General features: G+C 70.0%; 21 protein-coding genes. 2 read left to right on the forward strand and 19 right to left on the reverse strand.

The features are described 5' to 3' along the window. The first annotated feature begins 2 nt into the window (after positions 1-2). On the forward strand, positions 3-869 hold the full coding sequence (locus F8566_RS27550) for a 1,4-dihydroxy-2-naphthoate polyprenyltransferase (RefSeq protein ID WP_151564771.1): 867 nt from the start codon (positions 3-5) through the stop codon (positions 867-869). A 23-nt stretch (positions 870-892) separates the two neighbouring features. On the opposite strand, the gene F8566_RS27555 is transcribed toward F8566_RS27550, so the two are convergent. Next, positions 893-1,582 (reverse strand): uracil-DNA glycosylase, encoded by a 690-nt coding sequence (locus F8566_RS27555; protein WP_151564693.1) that lies wholly within the window; start codon positions 1,580-1,582, stop codon positions 893-895. Positions 1,583-1,696: 114 nt separating this feature from the next. Here F8566_RS27555 and modA point away from each other — a divergent pair, with 114 nt between their 5' ends. Beyond that, positions 1,697-2,497, forward strand: a complete 801-nt coding sequence (gene modA, locus F8566_RS27560) for a molybdate ABC transporter substrate-binding protein (RefSeq protein ID WP_151564695.1) — start codon at positions 1,697-1,699, stop codon at positions 2,495-2,497. 1 nt (position 2,498) lies between these two features. Here the strand turns inward: modA and F8566_RS27565 are convergent, their stop codons facing one another. From F8566_RS27565 to infB, 18 genes are all read right to left on the reverse strand, one after another. Continuing rightward, positions 2,499-3,011, reverse strand: a complete 513-nt coding sequence (locus F8566_RS27565) for an SRPBCC domain-containing protein (protein WP_151564696.1) — start codon at positions 3,009-3,011, stop codon at positions 2,499-2,501. A 133-nt stretch (positions 3,012-3,144) separates the two neighbouring features. Continuing rightward, a complete protein-coding gene (gene mltG, locus F8566_RS27570; RefSeq protein WP_225993578.1) occupies positions 3,145-4,206 on the reverse strand; it encodes an endolytic transglycosylase MltG in 1,062 nt (353 codons plus the stop codon). A gap of 118 nt (positions 4,207-4,324) precedes the next feature. After that, positions 4,325-4,543 (reverse strand): hypothetical protein, encoded by a 219-nt coding sequence (locus F8566_RS27575; RefSeq protein ID WP_151564698.1) that lies wholly within the window; start codon positions 4,541-4,543, stop codon positions 4,325-4,327. A gap of 111 nt (positions 4,544-4,654) precedes the next feature. Beyond that, positions 4,655-7,762, reverse strand: a complete 3,108-nt coding sequence (locus tag F8566_RS27580) for a S41 family peptidase (RefSeq protein WP_225993579.1) — start codon at positions 7,760-7,762, stop codon at positions 4,655-4,657. Positions 7,763-7,908: 146 nt separating this feature from the next. Next, a complete protein-coding gene (locus tag F8566_RS27585) occupies positions 7,909-8,448 on the reverse strand; it encodes a transglutaminase-like domain-containing protein (protein WP_151564700.1) in 540 nt (179 codons plus the stop codon). Continuing rightward, positions 8,445-9,185 carry a 4-hydroxy-tetrahydrodipicolinate reductase gene (gene dapB, locus F8566_RS27590; RefSeq protein WP_151564702.1) on the reverse strand — a complete coding sequence of 247 codons (741 nt, stop codon included), beginning with the start codon at positions 9,183-9,185 and terminating at the stop codon, positions 8,445-8,447. The genes F8566_RS27585 and dapB overlap by 4 nt, the downstream gene beginning before the upstream one ends. 39 nt (positions 9,186-9,224) lie before the next feature. Beyond that, a complete protein-coding gene (locus F8566_RS27595) occupies positions 9,225-9,848 on the reverse strand; it encodes an FMN-dependent NADH-azoreductase (RefSeq protein ID WP_151564704.1) in 624 nt (207 codons plus the stop codon). A gap of 79 nt (positions 9,849-9,927) precedes the next feature. Next, the gene (locus F8566_RS27600) at positions 9,928-10,311 is read right to left on the reverse strand and encodes a phage holin family protein (RefSeq protein ID WP_151564706.1); all 384 of its coding nucleotides are present in this window, start codon (positions 10,309-10,311) and stop codon (positions 9,928-9,930) included. 60 nt (positions 10,312-10,371) lie between these two features. Next, on the reverse strand, positions 10,372-11,697 hold the full coding sequence (locus F8566_RS27605; protein ID WP_151564708.1) for a M16 family metallopeptidase: 1,326 nt from the start codon (positions 11,695-11,697) through the stop codon (positions 10,372-10,374). 93 nt (positions 11,698-11,790) lie between these two features. Beyond that, positions 11,791-14,145, reverse strand: coding sequence for a polyribonucleotide nucleotidyltransferase (locus F8566_RS27610; RefSeq protein ID WP_151564772.1), 2,355 nt, complete (start codon positions 14,143-14,145; stop codon positions 11,791-11,793). Between the two features lie 331 nt (positions 14,146-14,476). Further along, a complete protein-coding gene (rpsO, locus tag F8566_RS27615; RefSeq protein ID WP_151564710.1) occupies positions 14,477-14,746 on the reverse strand; it encodes a 30S ribosomal protein S15 in 270 nt (89 codons plus the stop codon). Between the two features lie 196 nt (positions 14,747-14,942). Then, on the reverse strand, positions 14,943-15,896 hold the full coding sequence (locus F8566_RS27620) for a bifunctional riboflavin kinase/FAD synthetase (RefSeq protein ID WP_225993586.1): 954 nt from the start codon (positions 15,894-15,896) through the stop codon (positions 14,943-14,945). A 224-nt stretch (positions 15,897-16,120) separates the two neighbouring features. After that, positions 16,121-16,813, reverse strand: coding sequence for a PAQR family membrane homeostasis protein TrhA (gene trhA, locus F8566_RS27625; protein ID WP_151564714.1), 693 nt, complete (start codon positions 16,811-16,813; stop codon positions 16,121-16,123). Between the two features lie 137 nt (positions 16,814-16,950). Continuing rightward, the gene (truB, locus tag F8566_RS27630; RefSeq protein ID WP_151564716.1) at positions 16,951-17,820 is read right to left on the reverse strand and encodes a tRNA pseudouridine(55) synthase TruB; all 870 of its coding nucleotides are present in this window, start codon (positions 17,818-17,820) and stop codon (positions 16,951-16,953) included. Beyond that, a complete protein-coding gene (locus F8566_RS27635) occupies positions 17,817-18,842 on the reverse strand; it encodes a DHH family phosphoesterase (RefSeq protein WP_151564718.1) in 1,026 nt (341 codons plus the stop codon). Before F8566_RS27635 ends, truB begins: the two co-directional genes overlap by 4 nt. After that, entirely contained in the window at positions 18,839-19,330 is a 492-nt protein-coding gene (rbfA, locus tag F8566_RS27640) for a 30S ribosome-binding factor RbfA (RefSeq protein WP_151564720.1), read from the reverse strand. The genes F8566_RS27635 and rbfA overlap by 4 nt, the downstream gene beginning before the upstream one ends. A gap of 52 nt (positions 19,331-19,382) precedes the next feature. Next, positions 19,383-19,679 (reverse strand): DUF503 domain-containing protein, encoded by a 297-nt coding sequence (locus F8566_RS27645; protein WP_151564722.1) that lies wholly within the window; start codon positions 19,677-19,679, stop codon positions 19,383-19,385. Positions 19,680-19,949: 270 nt separating this feature from the next. Beyond that, positions 19,950-22,057 (reverse strand): translation initiation factor IF-2 (gene infB, locus F8566_RS27650; protein WP_151564724.1); only part of this gene is annotated, 2,108 nt, incomplete at its 5' end.

Raw genomic sequence — 22,057 nt, forward strand, 5'->3', positions numbered from 1 at the left:
CTGTGGCCACGCTCTCGCAATGGGTCGCCGGCTCCCGGCCCCGTACCCTGCCCGCCTCCCTCGTGCCCGTCGTCGTCGGCACCGGCGTCGCGATCGGTGAGGAGCACGCGGTGTGGTGGCGTGCCGTGCTGGCCGCGCTGGTCGCGCTGATCCTGCAGATCGGCGTCAACTACTCCAACGACTACAGCGACGGCGTGCGCGGCACCGACGAGGAACGGGTCGGCCCGCTCCGGCTCGTCGGCTCCAAGGTCGCCAAGCCAAGGCAGGTGCTGGCGGCGGCGCTGGGGTGCTTCGCGGCGGCGGCGGTCGCCGGGCTGGTGCTGGCGGCCGTGACCACGTGGTGGCTGCTCCTGGTGGGCGCGTTCGCCATCCTCGCGGCGTGGTTCTATACCGGCGGCAAGAACCCGTACGGCTACCGGGCGCTCGGTGAGATCTCGGTGTTCGTCTTCTTCGGTCTGGTCGCCGTGGTCGGCACGGTGTACGTGCAGGTCGAGGGCATCCCGTGGGAGGCGTGGGCGGTGGCCGTGCCGGTCGGGCTGCTCGCGTGCGCGTTGCTGGTCGCCAACAACCTGCGCGACATCCCCACCGACGAGGTCTCCGGCAAGCGCACCCTGGCGGTCGTGCTCGGCGACCGGTGGACCCGTGTGCTGTACGCGGCGTGCACGGCGCTGCCGTTCATGTTCGTGCTGGCGCTGGCCGCGCCGCACCCCTGGGTGTTGCTGGCGCTGCTCGCGGCACCGCTGTCGATCCCGCCCACCCAGAAGGTGCTGCACGGCGCGAACGGTCCCGCCCTGATCCCGGTGCTGGGCGAGACCGGCCGCCTGCAGATGGCCTACGGCGTGTTGCTCGCCGTTGGCCTCGCGCTCTGACGCCGTAGGCTTCGCGCTCTGACTCAGCCCCGCCCGTTGAGATCCCAGACGATCTCGGGTGAGCCGGCGTCGACGAGCGCCTTGTTGACCGCGCTGAACGGCCGGGTGCCGAAGAACTTCTTGGCGCTCAGCGGGCTCGGGTGGGCCGACTCGATCACGGTGTGGTGCACGCCCGTGATGAGCCGTGCCTTCTTGCGGGCGTAGGCACCCCACAACACGAAGACGACGCGTTCGGGCTTGTCGTTGAGCGCCCGGATGGCGGCGTCGGTGAACTCCTCCCAGCCCTTGCCCGCGTGCGCGCCCGCCTCGCCGCCGCGGACGGTCAGCACGGCGTTGAGCAGCAGCACACCCTGGTCGGCCCAGGGAGTCAGGTCACCGGTCTTGGCGACCGGGACCTCCAGGTCGGACGCCAGCTCCTTGTAGATGTTGCGCAGCGACGGCGGCAACCGCACACCGTCGCGCACGCTGAAGCTCATGCCGTGGGCCTGGCCCGGACCGTGATAGGGGTCCTGGCCGAGGATGAGGACCCGCGCCTTGTCGTACGAGCAGTGGCGGAACGCGGCGAACAGGTCCTCCTGGGGCGGGTAGACCGTCTGCGTCGCGTACTCCTGCGCGACGAACGCGCTCAGCGCCGCCGTCGCGATCGGGTCGAGCAGCGGATCGAGCCGCTCCCGCCAGTCGTCGGACAGCAGTTCCATCAGGTCGAGGGACATTCGGGCCTCTCCGGGGAAGTTTGTTCTCAGCTACCGGAGAGCCTATTGCGGAGGTCTGACACGCCAGTGGCGAATCACCGGAGGGAAGCACGACCAACTCTAGGATGAAGGTATATGCCCGACTCCCCCCGCGGGCGGCATGTCACCGTCTTCGCCGCCCTGATCGCGACTCTCGTCTCCGGTGCCGCCGGCTGTGGCGGGTCCGACGGGCCTGCGACGCTGACCGTGCTGGCGGCGTCGTCGCTGACCGACATCGCAGGTGAGCTCGGTGCCGCGTACCAGCAGGAGCACCGCGACGTGAAGGTGCGGTTCGTGTTCGGCGGCTCGCAGGAGATGGCCGAACGGGTGGCGGACCGTGACCCCGGCGACGTGCTGATGACGGCCGACGAACCGAGCATGAAGGCGGTGAGCCGCTATCTGACGGGTCGCCGCCGGATCGTGGCATTTGGCTCGCTGACCATCGCGGTCGCGCCGGGCAATCCCCACCGCATCCGCGGCCTGCGCGACCTGAGCCGCCGTGGCCTGCGCGTCGCGGTGGGCGCCGGGACGGTCCCGGTGGGCCGGTACGCCCGGGAGATCTTCACGCGGGCGGGGCTCACCGTGCGCTGGACGTCCGAGGAGATCAACTCGCGGTCCGTGCTCGACCGGGTGCGGGGCGGCGAGGCGGACGCCGGGCTGGTCTACATCACCGATCTGCGTTCCGCCGGGGCCGCCGCGAGCAGCGTCCCCATCCCCGCGGACGAGAACGTCACCGCGTCCTATCCCGCGATGGCCGTGAAGGAGACCGACAACGAGGAACGCGCGCTGCCCTTCGTCACCTGGCTGACCTCGCCCACGGCCCGCAAGCTCTTCAACAAGCACGGCTTCGCCACTCCTGCCACCTCGACGACAGGTCCCCCGCCTTCTGGCGAGTGAGTCAGGCGCGCTCAGCGCGGGCCTTGAGCGCGGCGTTCATGGCCGCGAACTCGTCCTTCATCTGCAACTGGCCCGTGGCGACCGGAACGAGCGCACCGGTGAACCGCTCCCCCTGGGTCAGCCGGACCTTGCCGTCGCCGGCGGGCTCGATGAGGAAGTAGTGCTCGCCGTCCACGATGCCGGGGACCCACATCCGGCCGATCCAGCGCAGTTCCCGGCCGGCGTCGGCCTTGAGGACCTCAGGCTGGAACGTCATCACGCCGCCGTTGCTGTCGCGGAGCTTGTTGTCGAGCTTCGCCCCCTTTTGGGCGGTGCCCTTGACGCTGACCAGGAACGGGTTCCACTCGGGGTAGCTCTGGAAGTCGGTGAGCACCTGCCAGACCTTGTCGGCAGGCGCGGCGATCTCGACGGTGGCGCTGACCTCGTGCGGCTTCAGCTCGCCCCAGGCGAAGAGCGCGCCGGCCGCGACGACGGGAAGGGCGGCGGCGGTGAGGGCGATGCGACGGATCTTCATGGGGGACTCCCTCGTTCAGGAAACTAATGCTAGTTTCCAACTGGCTAAGCTCGTTAGCCAGTACGTTAGCTAAAGAGATTAGCCAACGCAAGAGGATCGGCCGCCCGTCGTCGGCGTGGCCGGGCCGGCGGGGCTAGTCGCTGAGGCGCAGGGCGCGGTTGAGCTGGGCACGGAAGCGGAAGAACTCGGCCTCCGACGCGGTGAACTTGGTGACGCGGTTCTTCGGATCGGTCGTCACGAAGAAGCGCCAGTCACCCTGAGCGGGATTGAGCACACCCTTGAGAGCCTCTTCACCGGGGTTGGAGATGGGGCCCGGCGGCAGGCCGCCATTGGCGTAGGTGTTGTACGGCGATCTCACACGGGTGTCCTCCACCGAGACGCGCAGGTCATGCCGCTTTTGCACGTACAACACCGTCGAGTCGAGCTGGAGGTGCTCGCCCGTGCGGAGGCGGTTGTAGATCACGCGCGCGATCCTGGGATAGTCCGCGGGAACGCCGCCCTCGGCCTGGGCGATGCTGCCCACGGTGACGGCCTGGAGCGGCGTCAGCCCGACCGCGCCCGCCCGGCGTTCCAGGCCGACGTCGGCGGCGGCCTGGCGGAATCGTTTGACCATCGCGCTCAGCACCGTCCTGGCGGTCGTTCCGGGCTCGACGGGATAGGTGGCCGGAAACAGGAAGCCCTCCAGCTTGCCGCCCGCGTACGAGGGGAGTCCGAGCCCGTGCGGGGACGCGGCGGCCTTCTGGAACTCGGCGTACGGGATGCCCGATCCCTTGGCGAGGACCGCGAGCGTCTCGTCCAGCCGCAGCCCCTCGGGCACGGTGACCTTCCGCTGGACGCGAGCCACCGGATCGAAGAGCAGGCTCACCGCGGCGGAGGCCTTCATCTGCTTGCGCATGCGGTAGAGACCGGGACGCAGCGCGGAGGCCTTGGCGGAGCCCTCGATCGCCTTGACGAACGCGTCGTCGCTCGCGACGACACCCGCCGCCTCCAGGGACACGGCAACGTCACGAGCGGACTGGCCCGGTTGGATCCGGACCATTGCCACGCCTTCGCCGCGCCCCTCGAAGTCATCCGGGGCGAGGGCCGACTTCACCCAGCCGCCGAACGCAAGCCCGCAACCCGCCAGCAGGGCGAGGAGTACCCCGCCTACTGCGAGCGACCATATGAGGGTGCTGCGTTCCAGACCGGTGCCCACCGCCTTCAATCCCCCAACGAATCCGGATGCCGTCCACGGCGGAGGGAGCGCACAGGGAGACCTGTGCGCCCCCTCTTGGCCTTGGGACCGGGTCGGCTGATCTGAGACCCGGCACTACTCAGCGCTGCTGGTAGCCCTCCCCGGCGTCGCGGCCTCGGCCCTGCGGGTTCTTGCGCTCGCGCGAAGCCTGGTCCTGCAGGTCGTCGCGCCGCTCGCGAGTCTTGTCCATGGTCTCTTCGCTGGGCTCGCGTGTACGGTCGGAGACCTTGTCGGCCTTCTCCTTGGCCTTGTCCCTGGCGCTCGAAGCCTTGTTCTTGGCGTCGTCGAAGATGCCCATTAGGTACTTCCCCCTTTTCGCAGAGGTGCATGACCTGCACCAATACGGCCGTACCCGGAGGTACGTAACGAGGAGCCCAGCGGATGGAGAATGTCCGTTGACGTGCCGGAATCACCAGCGCGGTGGGAGCTTCGGCGCCTCGAAGCGGGGGCGGACGGCGGGATCGGGCCGGTGCGGCGGCCGCATCTCCAGCTCTTCGAGGGCGACGGCAATGGCTCGTTCAAGCTGGGTATCGCGGCCCTCGGCGTGGTCCTCGGGCGTGATGTCCACGTCGATGTGGGGTGCGGTGCCGTAGTTCTCCAGCTCCCAGCCGACGTCGTCGAAGGCGAACGAGAACTCCGGCTGCGTGGTGATCGTCCGGTCGGCGAGCCGGTGCCGGGGCTGGATGCCGACCACGCCGCCCCAGGTGCGCTTGCCGATGAGCGGGCCGAGCCCCAGCACCTTGAACGCGTGCGCGAAGACGTCACCGTCGGAACCGGTGCGCTCGTTGATGAGGCCGACGAGCGGCCCGGCCGGCGACTCCTTCAGATAGGGCTCCGGCACGCCCCAGCGCGGGTAGTCGAAGCCCAGGCGGGGCCGGGCGAGCCGCTGCAGCAGCAGGCTGCTCACGTACCCGCCGCCGTTGAAGCGCACATCGATGATCAGCGCGTCGTGGTCGTACTCTGCGAGGAAGCCGCGGTGGAACTCGGCGAAGCCGGCCGCCCTCATGTCGGGCACATGGACGTATCCGACGCGGCCGGCGGTCCGTTCGTGCACCAGGCACCGGTTGGCCCGCACCCAGTCGCGGTAGCGGCCGGGACGCTCGTCGTCGAGCGTCGGCACCTCGATCGTCTGGGGCGGCTGCTCGCCCCGCCGGAACGTGAGCCGCACCTCCTGGCCGATCTGGTTGACCAGATGTTCCTGCGGGTTGCCGGAACCCAGCCCCACCGACTGCCCGTTCACCGCCAGCAGGGCGTCGCCGACCCGCACGTCCACGCCGGGCCTGTTGAGCGGCGAGGTCGCCTCCGGATCCCAGGGGTCGCCGTGGACGATGCCCGCGATCACATAGCGGCCGGTACGGGAATCGACTGCCCAGTCCACACCGAGGTAGGCCAGCGGGTAGGCGGGTTGGGGGCGGTAGGCGCCGCCGCTTTCGTATGCATGGGACGTGCCCAGTTCGCCTTGCACTTCCCAAAGCAGGTCGGAGAACTCGCTACGGGTGCTCACGCGGTCCACAAGCGGCTTGTAGCGGTCGTAGACGCCGTACCAGTCCAGCCCGGCCATGTCCTCGGCCCAGAAGTGCTCCAGTTGCAACCGCCAGGCCTCCCGGAACATCTGGCTCCACTCGCCCTCTGGCCAGACCGACACCTTCACCCTGGACAGGTCGATCCAGCCGGATGAGGGCCCCGGCGCTTCCCCGTCCGGCACGTCCTCGCCCGCGGGCAGCACGCGCAGCCGCTGCCCGTCCCGGTACAGCAGGGTGCCGCCGTCGCGGCTCACCTGGAAATCACTGATCCTCGACGCCAGCTGCCACGTCCTGCCCTCGGCCAGGTCGTACAGCAGCAGCGCGCTGTTGACCAGCGTGTCGCCGCGGATGCCCTCGATGGGTTCGTACGAGAGGAGCACCTTGCCCTCGATGCCCGCCACCCGTGCGTACCGTGCCTCGTGCACCGCCAACGGCACCACCCGCCGCTCGATGCCGTCGAAGTCGATGTCGATGCGCTCGACCGGCTCCGCCCCGTCCTTCTTGCCCGGCGGGGGGACGTCGGCGCGCAACGCGATCGCGTAGGGCAGCGTCCCCAGCGGGAAACCCAGGCCGAACTGCAGCGAGTCGTCGATGGGGTTGAAGACCCGGGCGCCGATGAAATACAGGTACCGGCCACCGGGGTCGAACGACGGCGCTCGATCCTTCAGGACCGGTTCGATGACGATCCGCGTCTCCCGCGTGTCCGGCCGGCAGATCTTGATCGCCGTGGTCTGGGCGCTGTCGGGGAAGGTGTACGCCAGCCAGCGCCCGTCGGGGGACCACGCCGGATGCTCGATGGCGCCGAACGGGCTGGCGTCGAGCCGGATCGCCGGAGTGCGCGGGTCGCCCACGTTCACCAGAAGGAGTTCGTTGCGGTGATTGGTGATCGCCACCTGGTCGTTGACCGGCGACACCACCAGCGCCGTCATCCGTCCGGTATCGGCGTCCTCGAACCGTACGGACGACTCCTCCCCGTCCAGCAGCACGAGGAGCTCACGGTCACCCCGGTCGCTCGCCGCCGCGATCAGCCGCTCCTGGTCGTTCAGCCAGGTCAGCAGGCGATACCGGACGCCGCTGCGCGACCCGTGCTGGCGCACCGCGCCCGTCCAGCCGGCGCACGTGAACGCCTTGCCCCGCGTGGTCACCGCGAGCCCGGATCCGTCCGGGCTCAGCGCGGCGCCGTCCAGATAATGCGCCGCATCGACGAACTTCCGATCCCGCTGCGAACGCGACGTCCCCACATGCACATCGATCCGCCGCGACTCCGCACCGGGATCCAGCAGATAGAGCTCCGCCCCCGCGTGGTAGACGAGCCGCTGCCCGTCACTGGCGAGATTGCGCGCGTAGAAGTCCTCGTGATCGGTATGGCGTCTGAGATCCTCCCCGTCCTCCGTGCACGAGTACACGTTCCCGATGCCCTCGTGATCCGACAGGAAGTAGATCCGCGTTCCCACCCAGCACGGCGCCGCGAGGTTGCCGTCCAGATCGACCAACCGCCGGAACGGCCCCCCGTCCGCGATCCACAGACTCCCCGCCGTCCCGCCCCGGTAACGTTTCCACCGCGCCGGATCAGCCGTGTTGCGCCCGAGCACCACACCGCCGTCCGGCCCGAACGAGATCGAACCCGCCGGCCCGAACGGCAACCGCTCGGGGAGCCCGCCATCGGTCCCCACCCTGTGCAGCCACCGCTGCCCCGCGAACGGCTGCCCCACATCGCTGGCATAGACGATCGCGCCTCCGGCCTCCCACGCACTCACGGTGCAGTTGGCCCCCTGATACGTGAGCCGCCGCGCGTTCCCCCCGTCCAAGGCCAGCAGGTAGACCTCCTTGGGCCCCTCCCCCTCCCCCACGAACGCCACCAGCGTCCCGTCAGGAGAGATCCGCGGAAACCCCACCTCGGCCACGCCCGCCGTCAACCGCCAGGCCCGCCCACCCTCCGTCGGCACAAGCCACAGGTCATCGTCCGCCACGAAGACCACGACATCGTCGCGCACATCGGGAAATCTCAAATACCCCGGCATTCGGCAGCCCCCGGCCGCAACGCCACCACGCAATCAACGTGCCGCCAAACGCCCCAACCCAACAACAACCAGAAGCAAAGCTTCCCCCGGCCCGTCGTGTCTGTCGCTGTAGGACGGAGTCAGAGGGCGTTGGGGGTGGGGAGGCCCTCTTCGCACAGGGCCAGGGCATTGGTGTGGGACTTGAGGGCGGTCAGGACGGCGGGGTGGGGAGCCGCGTAGACGGTGGGGTGGACAGGGGTGCCGGGGAAGGCCAGGCGGTCTTCGGCGGCGGAGAACTCGACGTCCTTGCCGCGGGGGTCGAGGCGGACCCAGCGGTCGTCGATGAGGGTGGCGACCAGGCCGTGCAGGACGTCGAAGGGCTGGTAGCAGAAGCCGGCCTGGATGCCGCCGGCGCGGAGGAGGGCGACGAGGGCGTGCGCCTGGGCGAAGCAGAGGCCGACGCCCTGGTCGAGGACGTCGGAGGCTCGCCAGGTGACGCGGGGATCCTGGACGTCCATGGAATGCTCGATCTCGTCGCGGACGTACTCGAAGGCCGCCTGGGCGTAGGCGAGGTCGTCGCCCACGCGGAGGGTGGAGGCGGTGGCCTGGACGAGGGGGTGTTCGAGGTCCACCGCCTCGTCGGCGGCGAGGTAGTCCCAGGGATCGGCGTCGAAGATCACAGGCCGAGGAGGGACTCGATGCCGACCGTGAGCGGGTCGGGGAGGTCGCGGGCGTGGCGGACGCCCAGGAGGACGCCGGGCATGAACGACTCGCGGTTCATCGAGTCGTGGCGGATCGTGAAGACCTCGCCGTGGCCGCCCAGGAGGACCTCCTGGTGGGCGATGAGGCCGGACAGGCGGATCGAGTGCACGTGCACGCCCTCGACGTCGGTGCCGCGGGCGCCGTGGAGCTCGGTGGTGGTGGCGTCGGGCGACGGGGGTGTGCCCGCCTCGGCGCGGGCGGCGGACACCAGCTCGGCGGTGCGGTAGGCGGTGCCGGACGGGGCGTCGGCCTTGTTCGGGTGGTGCAGCTCGACGATCTCGACGGACTCGAAGAACGGGGCGGCCTTCTGCGCGAAGTGCATCATGAGCACCGCGCCGATGCCGAAGTTGGGGGCGATGAGGACGTTGGCCCCCGGCTTGGCCGTCTGCCAGCCGCGGACCTTGTCCAGGCGGCCGGGGTCGAAGCCGCTGGTGCCGACGACCGCGTGCAGGCCGTTCTCGACGCACCAGCGGAGGTTGTCCATGACCACGCCGGGGTGGGTGAAGTCGACCACGACCTCGGCGGCGGCGAGGGAGTCCCGCTCGTCACCCTGGTCGACGGCGGCGACCAGCTCCATGTCGTCGGCGCCCTCGACGGCCCGGCACACCTCGGCCCCCATCCGGCCCCGCGCGCCCAGCACCCCAACCTTGATCACGTTCGCCTCCCGGCTTGACTGCCGGTCGAGCCTATCGCGTCAGAGGCGTTTGCCCTCCTCGCGGGCGCGCGCGTGCGCCTCGCGGCGGTCGGTGTCGGCGTCCGCGGTGGCGAGGTTGGGCCGGAACTCGACGGTCGTGATGTCCGCGATCCCGGCCCAGCGCAGCCAGTCGTCGAAGAACGGGCGCTGGAAGTCGGCGCCGAAGGCGGGGCCGCGGCCGTCTCCGTAGACGGCGCTGGTGTAGATGACGGCGGCCTTTTTGCCCTGGAGCAGCCCGCTGTAGCCCTGCTCCGGGTCGAAGCCGAACACCCAGCCGGGCTGGCTGATCACGTCGACGAACTGCTTGAGGATGTACGGCACCCCGGCGTTCCACATCGGCACGCTGAACAGATAGCGGTCGTAGGAGTCGAAACGGTCGAAGACGGCCCTCGCCGCCTCCCAGGCGCGTTCCTGAGCACCTTGCGGGGCCGCTCCACCGAAGACGGTCATCTTGGCTCCCGCGGCGGCGGGCCCGAACTCCGGCAGCGTCCCGTCCCACAGGTCGTAGTGGTCGACGGTGTCGCCGGGATGTGCCTCCCGGTAGGCGTCCAGGAAGGTGCCGGCGATCGCCAGCGATTCGGAATCGGTTCCGCGCGGGGAGGCGGAGATGTGCAGCAGACCCATGGTGCGACCCTCTCGAATAATCGGACTATGGTCCGGTTGATGCTTCGAGATTAGCGGACCACGGTCCGGTTATCAAGGGTCAGTCGTCGGAGTCGCCTTCCGGGATGAGGACGCTGAGGAGCCAGCTCACGACGCCGACGATGATCGCGCCCCAGAACGCGGGCCAGAACCACTCGACCTTGAACGGGAGGTTCAGCTCCTCGGCCATCCAGCTGGTCAGCAGGAGCAGCGCCGCGTTCACCACCAGTGCGATCAGGCCCAGCGTCAGCACGTAGAACGCGCAGCCCAAGGTCTTGATCACAGGCTTGATGAACGCGTTGACCAGGCCGAAGATCACCGCGACCGCCAGCAGGGTCAGCCACCGCTTGGCCGCGGTGTCGCCGCTGACGCTGATCCCGTCGACGAGTGCCGTGGCCACCCACAGCGCGACCGCGTTGATGAGCACCCGGATGAGGATCTTCATGCGCACCTCCCTCGCCACGGGATGCCTACCCGGTCACTGACCGCGCGTAACGATTGCTCGCTACAGGCTGAAGTCGCGGTCGCCGAAGGGGCCGATCACGGTGAGCGCCTGCGGGCCGGCCAGGACGTCGGCGGCCACCTCGCGGACGTCGTCCGGGGTGACGGCCTCGATGCGGCTGAGGACCTCGTCGACCGCGAGCAGCGACTCGTACACCAGCTCGCTCTTGCCGATGCGGCTCATCCGCGAGCCGGTGTCCTCCAGGCCGAGCACCATCGCGCCGCGCAGCTGGCCCTTGCCGCGCTCGAGCTCCTCGTCGGTGATGCCCTTCTCGGCGGCCTTGGCGACCTCGTCACGGCAGATCGCCAGGACCTCGTCGACCTTGGCGGTCTGGCAGCCAGCGTAGACGCCGAAGACACCGGTGTCGGCGTACTGCGAGGTGTAGCTGTAGACGGAGTAGGCGAGGCCGCGCTTCTCGCGTACCTCCTGGAAGAGGCGCGACGACATGCCGCCGCCGAGCGCGGCGTTGAGCACGCCGAGCGCGAAGCGGCGGTCGTCGGTGCGGGAGACGCCCACACCGCCGAGCACCACGTGGGCCTGCTCGGTGTCCTTGTCGACGACCCGCACGGTCGGCGAGGCGGGCTGAGGCGTGCCGTCCAGACGGGGCGCTCGGGGGTGGGCGGCGCCGTCGAGATGCCCTTCGAAGGCCCGCGCGACCAGCCGTACTACCTCGTCGTGGTCGATGTTGCCCGCGACCGCGACGACCAGGTTCTCCGGGACGTAGTGCTCGCGGTAGTACGCGTGGATGCGGTCCCGGCTCAGAACGTTGATCGACTCGACGGTGCCGAGGATGGGGCGGCCCAGCGGCGCGTCCCCGTAGAGCGCCGTGGAGAACTCGTCGTGGATGAGGTCGCCGGGGTCGTCGTCCCGCATGTGGATCTCTTCGAGGATCACACCGCGTTCGGACTCGACGTCCTCGGGCCGGTTGACCGACGCGGCCACCATGTCGGAGACGACGTCGACGGCCAGAGGAAGGTCGGCGTCCAGCACCCGCGCGTAGTAGCAGGTGTACTCCTTGGCCGTGAACGCGTTGAGGTCGCCGCCCACTGCGTCGATGGCCGCGGAGATCTCCAGCGCGGACCGCCGTCGCGTGCCCTTGAACAGCACGTGCTCCAGGTAGTGGCTGGCGCCGGCGTCGGCGGGGGCCTCGTCGCGGGAGCCGACACCGGCCCAGATGCCGAACGCGGCGGACCGCACGGTCGGCATCGTCTCGGTGATGACGCGCAGGCCGCCCGGCAGAACCGAGCGGCGGACGGCACCGGCGCCGTCCGCGCCGGGGTGCACGACGTGGGTGGTGCCGGGCTCCTGCGCACTCGCCAGAATCGTCACGGGGTTCACGATCCCTCGATAGAAGAAAGTGCCGACCGGCCTGCCCTGGGGCGGGCAGGCCGGTCGGTCAGCGTGATCTGTCAGACCGATCGGTCAGGAGTTGCGGTCGCCGCCGCCCTCGCTGCCGCGCCGCGTGCGGCGACGGCGCGGGGCGCGGTCTCCGCCGCCCTCGGATCGGCGCTCGCCGCGGTCACCGCCGCGCTCGCCACGGTCACCGCCGTCCGCGGCCGCCTCGACCGCGCCGGAGTCCTCGCCGCCGTCGGCCTTGTCGGCCTGCTCGCGCTCGACGACCTCGACCGGGACCAGCGACAGCTTGCCGCGCTGGTCGATCTCGGTGACCTCGACCTGGATCTTCTCGCCGACGTTGATGACGTCCTCGACGTTCTCGATCCGGGCGCCGCCGTGCAGCTTGCGGATCTGCGAGACGTGCAGCAGACCGTCCTTGCCGGGCAGCAGGGACACGAACGCGCCGAACGTGGTGGTCTTGACGACCGTGCCGAGGTAGCGCTCGCCGACCTCGGGCATGTGCGGGTTGGCGATCGCGTTGATCGCCTGCCGCGCGGCCTCGGCCGAGGGCCCGTCGGTGGCGCCGACGTAGATGGTGCCGTCGTCCTCGATCGTGATGTCGGCGCCGGTGTCGTCCTGGATCGAGTTGATCATCTTGCCCTTGGGGCCGATGACCTCGCCGATCTTGTCGACCGGGACCTTGATGGTGATGATCCGCGGCGCGTTCGGGCTCATCTCGGCGGGCGCCTCGATGGCCTCCTGCATGACGTCCAGGATCGCCAGCCGGGCGCCCTTGGCCTGCTTGAGCGCGGCGGCCAGCACCGACGCCGGGATGCCGTCGAGCTTGGTGTCCAGCTGCAGGGCGGTGATGACGTCCCGCGTGCCGGCGACCTTGAAGTCCATGTCGCCGAACGCGTCCTCGGCACCGAGGATGTCGGTCAGCGTCACGTACTCGCCGCCCTCGTGGATGAGGCCCATGGCGATGCCGGCCACCATCTGCTTGAGCGGCACGCCCGCGTCGAGCAGCGACATGGTGGACGCGCAGACCGAGCCCATCGAGGTGGAGCCGTTGGACCCGAGGGCCTCCGACACCTGGCGGATCGCGTAGGGGAACTCCTCGCGCGTCGGCAGCACCGGCAGCAGCGCCCGCTCGGCGAGCGCGCCGTGGCCGATCTCGCGGCGCTTGGGCGAGCCCACGCGGCCGGTCTCACCGGTGGAGTACGGCGGGAAGTTGTAGTTGTGCATGTAGCGCTTGGTGCGCTCGGGGTTGAGCGTGTCGATCATCTGCTCCATGCGGAGCATGTTGAGCGTGGTCACGCCCATGATCTGGGTCTCGCCGCGCTCGAACAGCGCCGAGCCGTGCACCCGCGGGATCACGTGCGCCTCGGCGTTGAGCTGGCGGATGTCCTTGACGCCGCGGCCGTCGATGCGCAGCCCGTCGCGGACGACCCGCTCGCGGACCAGCTTCTTGGTCAGCGCCCTGAAGGCGGCGGAGATCTCCTTCTCGCGGCCCTCGAAGTCGGCGCCGAGTTTCTCGGCGGCACCGGCCTTGAGCCCGTCCAGCCGGGACTCGCGCTCCTGCTTGGCCGCGATCGTCAGCGCCTCGGCCAGCTCGGTGCCGACGGCGGCGGTGACGGCGTCGAGCACGTCGTCCTGGTAGTCCAGGAAGATCGGGTACTCGGCGGTCGGCTTGGCGGCCACGGCCGCCAGGTCGCTCTGCGCCTTGCACAGGACCTTGATGAACGGCTTGGCCGCCTCCAGGCCCGCGGCGATGGTCTCCTCGGTCGGCGCGGTGGCGCCCTCACCGACGAGCCGCAGCGTGCCCGGGGTCGACTCCGCCTCGACCATCATGATCGCGACGTCGCCGTCCTCCAGGACGCGCCCGGCGACCACCATGTCGAACGTGGCGTTCTCCAGCTCGGGGTGGGTCGGGAAACCGACCCACTGGCCCTCGATCAGCGCGACGCGGACGCCGCCGATCGGGCCGGAGAACGGCAGGCCGGCCAGCTGGGTGGACATCGAGGCGGCGTTGATCGCCACGACGTCGTACAGGTGGTCGGGATGCAACGCCATGATCGTCTCGACGACCTGGATCTCGTTGCGCAGGCCCTTGGTGAACGAGGGGCGCAGCGGGCGGTCGATCAGGCGGCAGGTGAGGATGGCGTCCTCGGAGGGACGGCCCTCACGGCGGAAGAACGAGCCGGGGATGCGCCCGGCCGCGTACATGCGCTCCTCGACGTCGACCGTCAGAGGGAAGAAGTCCAGGTTGTCCTTGGGCTTCTTGGAGGCGGTGGTGGCGGAGAGCACCATCGTCTCGTCGTCAAGGTAGGCGACGGCCGAGCCGGCCGCCTGACGGGCCAGCCGGCCCGTCTCGAATCGGATGGTACGAGTGCCGAAGGAACCGTTGTCGATCACGGCCTCGGTGCTCTGCGCCCCATCGATGCGCACAGCTTCTGTCACGGGAAACCTCCTAGGTTTCGGACGGTCCCCGCGGCTGCTTCCCGTGGTTTGTTACGCAATGCCGGTCTTCGATCGAAGCTCACGGATCCGGGGTCCCCGCCGATCGGGCGAGGAGCATGCTCCGAGAGCCACTACCGAGGACCGGCCGCACCAGGGCGCTGTCCGCGGGGTGATGGTCATTCAATTGTGCTTGGCTATGAAGAAAGGGGAGTGGCCCCGAGCGCCCCGGGCGAATCCCGGCGGCACCTCGGGCAGTGGCGAACCGGCTCCGCGCACGGAGCCGTTTCTCCACCGGCCACTCCCCTTCACCGTACTAGCGGCGCAGACCCAGACGCTCGATCAGCTGCCGGTAGCGGTTGATGTCCTTGTTCTGCAGGTACTTGAGGAGCCGGCGACGGCGGCCGACCAGCAGCAGCAGCCCGCGGCGGCTGTGGTGGTCGTGCTTGTGCTCCTTGAGGTGCTCCGTCAGATCGTTGATCCGGCGGGTCAGCAGCGCAACCTGGACTTCCGGGGATCCGGTGTCACCCTCAGCGGTCGCGTACTCAGCAATGATCTTGTTCTTGGTGGCGGTGTCGAGCGACACGTGGCTCCTTCTGAAAGCTCGTCACCCGCAGATCCGGCCCGCAGGCTCGTGGGTCCGCATGGTGCGTATGGAAAGTGGCCGGCCACATGAGGGTGCAGCCGACCGAGCCGGGGCCTTATCCCGGCGACTCTTCACCGTACCACGTCAAAAAGGCGGCCCGTCACGGCGCGAAACAGACCGTGACCGGCGGCCGGATTCAGGCCTGACCTGGGGAAGTGATCTCCCTGGCGCGGTCCACGTCGCGGTGCATCTCCTCGATCAGGGCCTCGATCGAGTCGAACTTGAGTGTGTCGCGGATGCGGGCCTCGAAGTCCACCGCCATGTGCTCGCCGTAGAGGTCGAGATCGTCACGGTCCAGCGCGTAGGCCTCGACGGTCCGCTCCCCCGCTCCTTCGAACGTCGGATTGGTGCCGATGGAGATCGCCGCCGGCCACCGGAAACGGGGGTAGCGGTCGGAGTCGCAGACCAGCCAGCCGGCGTAGACGCCGTCGGCGGGGATCGCGGTGTGCGGCAGGGTCTCCAGGTTCGCGGTCGGGAAGCCCAGCTGGCGGCCCCGCTGGTGGCCGCGCACCACGATCCCCTCGACGCGGTGCGGGCGGCCCAGCGCGTGGCAGGCCTCCTCGACCGCGCCGCTTTCGAGCAGCGCCCGGATGCCGGTGGAGGAGATCTTGTCCCCGTTCGCCACCAGGGGCGCGCCCTCCGCTGTGAAGTCGTACTTCTCGCCGAGCTCCTTCAGCAGCGCGACGTCGCCCTTGGCCTTGTGGCCGAAGCGGAAGTCCTCACCGACGATGACGTGCGCCGCGTGCAGCCGGTCGACCAGCACCGACTGCACGAACTCGTCCGGGCCCACCTTGGACAGCTCCAGCGTGAACGGGACGACCACGACCGCGTCGGTGCCCAGGCCCTCCAGCAGCTCGATGCGGCGCTTGGTGGAGCTCAGCAGCGGCGGATGGGTGCCCGGGCGCACGACCTCGTCGGGATGCGGGTCGAAGGTGATCACTACGGACTTGAGCCCCCGTTCGCGGGCCTGTTCGGCGGCGCGGCCCACGATCCGCTGGTGGCCGCGGTGCACGCCGTCGAAGACGCCGATGGTGATCACCGATCTGCCCCAGTCGGCGGGAACCTCGTCGAGGCCGTGCCAGCGCCGCACCATGCTCTCCCTGCGTTGGACGTTCTGTCGCCTCACAGACTGCCATGCGCCGCATGACGTCACGACCGAGGGGGTTGCCCTCGCGCTCCTGTCCCCCGAATGGTCGCCACTGGCATCGGCCCTGAGAAGTCTACGCGCCGGTAGCGGATCCCCCACCTCGTCCGCCCACCACCATGCCGACTTCAGCCTCAGGCCGACTGACAAACGACCAGTCCGACAAACGACTAGGCCGACTGATAAACGACCAGGGAGACCGCGACGTACTGCATGACGTACGCGGCGAGCGTGCAGGCGTGGAACACCTCGTGGAACCCGAACCAGCGCGGCGAGGGGTTGGGGCGCCGCAGCCCGTAGACGACACCGCCCGCGCTGTAGGCGATGCCGCCGAGCGCCACGAGCACGCAGGCGGCGATTCCGGCACCCGACAGGAACTGCGGCAGGAAGAAGACCGCGACCCAGCCGAGCACGATGTAGAGCGAGACGTACAGCCAGCGCGGCGCCCCGACCCACATGGTCCGGAAGACCACACCCGCGATCGCGCCGGTCCACACCACGGTGAGCACCGTGATCCGGGCCGCCCCGTCCAGCGCGACCACCGCGAACGGCGTATAGGTGCCGGCGATGATCAGGTAGATGTTGGCGTGGTCGAACCGCCGCAGCACCTCGACCATCCGGTTGGAGCTCTGCCGGTGGTACGTCCCGGAGATCCCGAACAGCAGCCCGGACATCGCCACGTACACGGCCGAGGACAACCGCGCCTCAAGGGTCGGCCCCAGCGCGACCAGGACGAGACCGGCGGCGAGCACGGCGGGGAAGGCGCCGATGTGCAGCCAGCCCCGCAACCGGGGTTTGGTCGGCGACGGAACCGCCTGGGGCTGATGTGGCGCCGGCTGTGACTGATGGGACAGAGTGGCCATGGACACCTCCTCCTCAGCAATGAAACCTACGTTCCCGTAGGTTACGCAACCGTAGGTTGGAACGCACCCACTTCCCAGCGTGAGAATCAACACGCTCAGCCGGTCACGGACAGGGAGTGAAGGTGAGAAGACGAAGGTCAGGGGACGAAGACGGCCAGGGGTTTGGCGGCATTGCCTTGTTCTTCCACCAGCGCCAAGAGGGTGCCGTCGGGGGCGAAGACGCCGACGGGGCCCGGGCCCAGGCCGGCGGCGGGCAGCTTGCCGCCGTGCATGACCTTGCGGGCGTCGTCGGCTGAGACCTCGCGCCGGGGGAAGGCCGCGGCGACCGCGTCCGCCATCGGGAGGATCCGCAGCTCCTCGCTGAGCTGGTCGATCGTGCGGGCCATGCCGAGGTCGTACGGGCCGACCCGGGTACGGCGCAGGGCCGTCAGATGGCCGCCGGTGCCGAGCATGGCGCCGAGGTCGCGGGCCAGGGCGCGGATGTACGTGCCGGACGAGCATGTGATCGAGACGTCCACGTCGATCAGGTCGTCGTGGCGGCGGATCTCCAGGACGCTGAAGTCGTGGATCGTGACGGGCCGCGGCTTGAGCTCGACCTCTTCGCCCTTGCGGGCCATCTTGTACGCACGTTCGCCGTTCACCTTGATGGCACTGACCTGCGGCGGGACCTGCTGGATCACGCCGGTCAGGGCGCTGATGCCCGACTGCAGCGCGGCGTCGCCCACGCCGGCCGCGGGCGCGGTGGCGGTGATCTCACCCTCGGCGTCGTCGGTGTTGGTGGACTGGCCGAGCCGGATCGTGCCGTCGTAGCCCTTCTCGGTCAGCGCGAGGTGGCCGAGGAGGCGGGTCGCCTTGTCCACCCCGACGACCAGGACCCCCGTCGCCATCGGGTCCAGGGTCCCGGCGTGGCCGACCCGGCGGGTCCGGGCGAGGCGGCGCAGCTTGCCGACCACGTCGTGCGACGTCCAGTCGGCCGGCTTGTCCACGATGACGAGTCCTGACGTCACGCGCTGATCTCCGCGTCATTGAGCGGTCCGCGCAGGGCGGCGCGCAACCTGTCGATCGTTTCGGCGGGCTCGGCCGTCGTGGTGAAGGCCGCGGCGAGGCGGTGGCCGCCGCCGCCCAGCTCCACGCAGGCGCGGCCGACGTCCACTCCCCCCTTGGAACGGGTGGAGACGTACCAGCTGCCCTCGTCGGTCTCCTTGAGGACCACCGCGACCTCGGCCTCGTCGGCCCGGCGCAGCTGGTCGATCACGCCTTCGAGCTGGTCGTACGGCACACCCTGGGCGTCCCGGTCGGCACGGGTGATCGCCGTCCAGACCAGGCCGAGGCCGCCCGCCGCGTCACGTTCGAGCCGGGCCCGGCCCAGCGCGCCCGCGAGCACCTGCAGGTAGCCGAAGGGCGCGCGGTCCCACAACTCATGGCCGACCGCGTCGGGGCGCACGCCCGCGTCGAGCAGCCGGGCGGCCAGCTCGTGCACCTCCGGGGTCGTGCAGGGGTACTTGAACGAGCCGGTGTCGCTGGCCAGCCCGGCGTAGAGACCGAGCGCGATGTCACTGGTCAGCCGCACGCCGAGTCGCCGGATCAGCTCGTCCACGAGAACGGAGGTGGCCGCCGCGTCCGGGTCGACCAGGCGGACGCCGCCGAAGCCGGTGTTGGACGCGTGGTGGTCGACGACGATCAGCTCGTCGGCCCGCGCGGCGTTCTCCGCCAGCGGGCCGAGCCGGTCGACGGCGGCGGCGTCCAGAGTGATCATCAGCGTCGGCGCCGCGGGCATGCCGCCGGGCTCGACCAGCAGATCCTGGCCGGGCAGGAAGCGCAGGCTCGCCGGCACCGCGAACGGCTGGCCGAACGAGGCGAAGCATCGCTTGCCCAGATCGCGCAGGGCCTGGGCGAGGGCCAGCATCGAGCCGAGCGCGTCGCCGTCCGGGGCCACATGGCAGGCCAGGCAGACCTCGTCCGCCGCCTCGATCAGCTGTAGAGCCCGGTCCCACTCAAGCCCACGCCCCAGAAACTCCCCACCACTCACAGTGACGAGTGTCCCGCTTCGCCGCGCTTGTCGTCGCCGGTTTCGTCAAGGTCGCCGGACTCGCCCGGCTCGTCGTCGGTGCGGTAGGGGTTGGCGTCACCGGCCGGAGCCGCGCCCTGGGCCGCCTTGGCGACCTCCTCGTCCTTGGCGCGCGCCTTGGCCAGGAGATCGTCGATGTGCGCGGCGTTGTCCATGAGGGAGTCAGGGACGAAGGTGAGGCTGGGCGTGTGCCGGACGCCGGTCTGCCTGCCCACCTCCGACCGGATGATGCCCTTGGCGCTCTCCAGCGCCGCCGCGGTCTCCGCCCGCTCGCCGTCCGAGCCGTACACCGTGTAATAGACGGTGGCGTCGCGCAGGTCGTTGGTGATCCGGGTGTCGGTCACGGTCACGAAGCCGAGCCGCGGGTCCTTGACGCGCCGCTCCAGCATCTCGGCCACGATCTGCTGGATGCGGTCCGCGAGCTTGCGAGCCCGAGCTGCGTCCACCATGATCGCACTCCTTTTCTAGGTCCTCGTGAGGTGGCGTGGCACCTCACGAGGATCAGTCTTCGTCGTTGAACAGCCGCTGCCGTGCCGACAGCAGCTCGATCTCCGGGCGACCGGCCACCAGCCGCTCGCACTGGTCGAGCACCCGTTTGGCGTTGGCCGCGGTCGCGGCGACGACCGCCACTCCGATCTCGGCCCGCCGGTGCAGGTCGTTGTTCCCGGTCTCGGCGACCGCCACCGCCGGGAAGCGCTTGGCCACCTCGGCGATGATCGGCCGGACGACCGCGCGCTTCTGCTTGAGCGAATGCACGTCGCCCAGCAACAGGTCGAGTGTCAGCGCACCCACGTACACCTAGGTGGTCACCTCGGTTGTTCTCGATGATGGAACGAAGGCGGCGGGCCCGCGTGTTCCCAGGCCCGGATCTTCCGCGCTGGGCGAACCGCCGTCAGCCCCCCGACATGACATGACGCCAGGCTAGTGCTTGTACCTGGCGTCACGACATGGGATTTTTCGAAGATCCACTCTGAAGATCCACGGGCGCGGGCCAACCAGGCCCGCACCCGTAGATCAGGTGCGACCAGCCGCGGGGCTTCGTGCGACCAGCCGCGGGGCTTCGTGCGACTAGTCGCGGGGCTTCTCCCGCATCTCGAAGCACTCGATGACGTCGCCGATCTTGAGGTCGTTGTAGCCGACCCCGATACCGCACTCGAAGCCCTCGCGGACCTCGGTGGCGTCGTCCTTGAAGCGGCGCAGCGACGACACCGTGAGGTTGTCGGCGACCACGACGCCGTCGCGGACGAGGCGGGCCTTGGCGTTGCGCTGGATGAGGCCCGAGGTGACCATGGTGCCACCGATGTTGCCGATCCGCGGCACCTTGAAGATCTCGCGGACCTCGGCGGTACCGAGCTGGGCCTCCTCGAACTCCGGCTTGAGCATGCCCTTGAGGGCCGCCTCGATCTCCTCGATCGCCTGGTAGATGACCGAGTAGTACCGGATGTCGACGCCCTCGCGGTCGGCCAGCTCCTGCGCGTTCCGCTCGGGACGCACGTTGAAGCCGATGATGACCGCGCCCTCGGACGCCAGCGACAGGTTGACGTCGTCCTGCGTGATCGCGCCGACGCCGCGGCGGATGACGCGCAGGCTGACCTCCTCGCCCACATCGATCTTGAGCAGCGAGTCCTCCAGCGCCTCGACCGAACCGGACACGTCGCCCTTGAGGATGAGCAGCAGCTCGTCCCGCTCGCCACGCTCCAGGTCCTTGAACAGCTCCTCGAGGGAGCTGCTCTTGCGGCTGCGCAGCAGCTCGGCGTTGCGCTTGCGCGCGGTCCGCTTGTCGGCGATCTGGCGGGCCACCCGGTCGTCGTCGACCACCAGGAAGTTGTCGCCGGCGCCGGGCACCGCGGTCAGGCCGAGCACCTCGACCGGACGGGACGGCGGCGCCTCCTCGATGGGCTGGAGGTTCTCGTCCAGCATCGCCCGGACGCGGCCGTGGGCCACACCACAGACGATCGAGTCGCCGACCCGCAGCGTGCCGCGCTGGACCAGCACGGTCGCCACGGCGCCCCGGCCCTTGTCCAGGTGGGCCTCGATGGCCGAGCCCTGGGCGGGCATGTCGGGGTTGGCCTTGAGGTCGAGCTCGGCGTCGGCGGTCAGGACGACCGCCTCCAGCAGCCCGTCGATGTTGATGCCCTCGCGGGCGGAGACATCGACGAACTGGGTCTGGCCACCGAACTCCTCGGCCACCAGGCCGTACTCGGTGAGCTGGGCGCGCACCCGGTTGGGGTCGGCCCCCTCCTTGTCGATCTTGTTGACCGCGACCACGATCGGCACACCGGCCGCCGTGGCGTGGTCGATCGCCTCGGTCGTCTGCGGCTTGACGCCGTCGTCGGCCGCGACCACCAGCACCACCAGGTCGGTGGTGTCGGCACCGCGGGCACGCATGGCGGTGAACGCCTCGTGACCCGGGGTGTCGATGAAGGTGATCTTGCGGTCCTCGCCGTCGACCTGGGTCTGCACCTGGTAGGCACCGATGTGCTGGGTGATGCCGCCGGCCTCGCCGGCCACGACGTTGGCGTTGCGGATCGCGTCCAGCAGGCGGGTCTTACCGTGGTCGACGTGACCCATGACGGTCACGACCGGCGGCCGGGGCTGGAGGTTCTCCTCGCTGCCCTCGTCCTCGCCGTACTCGATGTCGAACGACTCGAGCAGTGCGCGGTCCTCGTCCTCGGGGCTGACCACCTGGACGTCGAAGTCGAGCTCGACGCCCAGCAGCTGCAGGTCGTCCGCGTCGACCGACTGGGTCGCGGTGACCATCTTGCCGAGGTGCATCATGATCGCGACGAGCGACGCCGGGTTGGCGCCGATCTTCTCCGCGAAGTCGGTCAGCGTGGCACCCTGCGGCAGCCGGATCGTCTTGCCGTTGCCGCGCGGCGCGGAAACGCCACCGGCAGCGGGAGCCTGCATGTTCTCGAACTCTTGACGACGCGCCCGCTTGGACTTGCGGCCACGAGCCGGCCGGCCGCCGGGACGCCCGAAGGCACCCTGCGTGCCGCCGCGACCACGGCCGCCGCCACCGGGACGGGGGCCGAAGCCGCCGCCACCACCGGGACGACCGCCGGGACCGCCGCCCGTGCCGGTGCGCGGGCCGCCGAAGCCGCCGCCACCACCGGGACGGCCGCCAGGCCCGCCGCGGCCTCCACCGCCGCCGCCACCGGGACGGCCACCGGGGC

Source organism: Actinomadura rudentiformis (assembly GCF_008923185.1).
In the GTDB taxonomy this organism is placed as follows: Bacteria; Actinomycetota; Actinomycetes; order Streptosporangiales; family Streptosporangiaceae; genus Spirillospora; species Spirillospora rudentiformis.